This is a genomic window from Rothia sp. 32237D007AR (assembly GCF_053544675.1).
Map to the genome: position 1 here is coordinate 1 of NZ_JBPPUO010000029.1, position 620 is coordinate 620.

The window sequence follows — 620 nt, forward strand, 5'->3', positions numbered from 1 at the left end:
ACCTCCGAACGCATCCGCACCAACTGCCCCCGTTGAGCAACCGATAACTTCAAAGGCCGCCCGGGACCCGCGCCATTACCTCCATTCTTAGCCTTCATTGCAGCAAGTCCTGCCCGGGTGCGTTCAGAGATTAGGTTGGATTCCATCTCGGCTAGTGAGGCGATGATATGGAACATCATTTTTCCTACCGGAGTGGAGGTGTCTATTCCTTCGGTGAGGGAGGAGAAGAAGACTCCTTTGTTTTCGAGTGTTTCGAGGAGTTCTGAGAGTCCTTTGACGTTCCGGCCCAGACGGTCAAGTTTCCAGACGATGAGGGTGTCTCCTGGGCGTAGTGCTTTGAGGCAGGCTTCGAGTTGTGGTCTGGCCATGGTGCGGCCGGTGACTCCGTGGTCTGCGTAGGTTTGGTAGCAGCCTGCTTGGGTGAGGGCTTGTGTTTGTAGGTCGAGGGATTGGTCTGGGGTGGAGACTCGGGCGTAGCCGATTTTGGTGGTTGGGTTCATGGTTTGAGGGTATCGAAAAGGTGCCCTAGTGTGTGGGGCTAGGGCACCTTTTTGGTGCAGGTTTTCGGTACGTATTGTTCGGGCGTGTTGGTTACTCGTTATTGCTGTACCGAAACCGGT

General features: G+C 55.2%; 1 protein-coding gene. It reads right to left on the minus strand.

From position 1 onward, the window contains the following. Nucleotides 1-500 (minus strand): recombinase family protein (locus ACED87_RS09380; protein ID WP_449090015.1); only part of this gene is annotated, 500 nt, incomplete at its 3' end. Nucleotides 501-620: the final 120 nt, after the last annotated feature.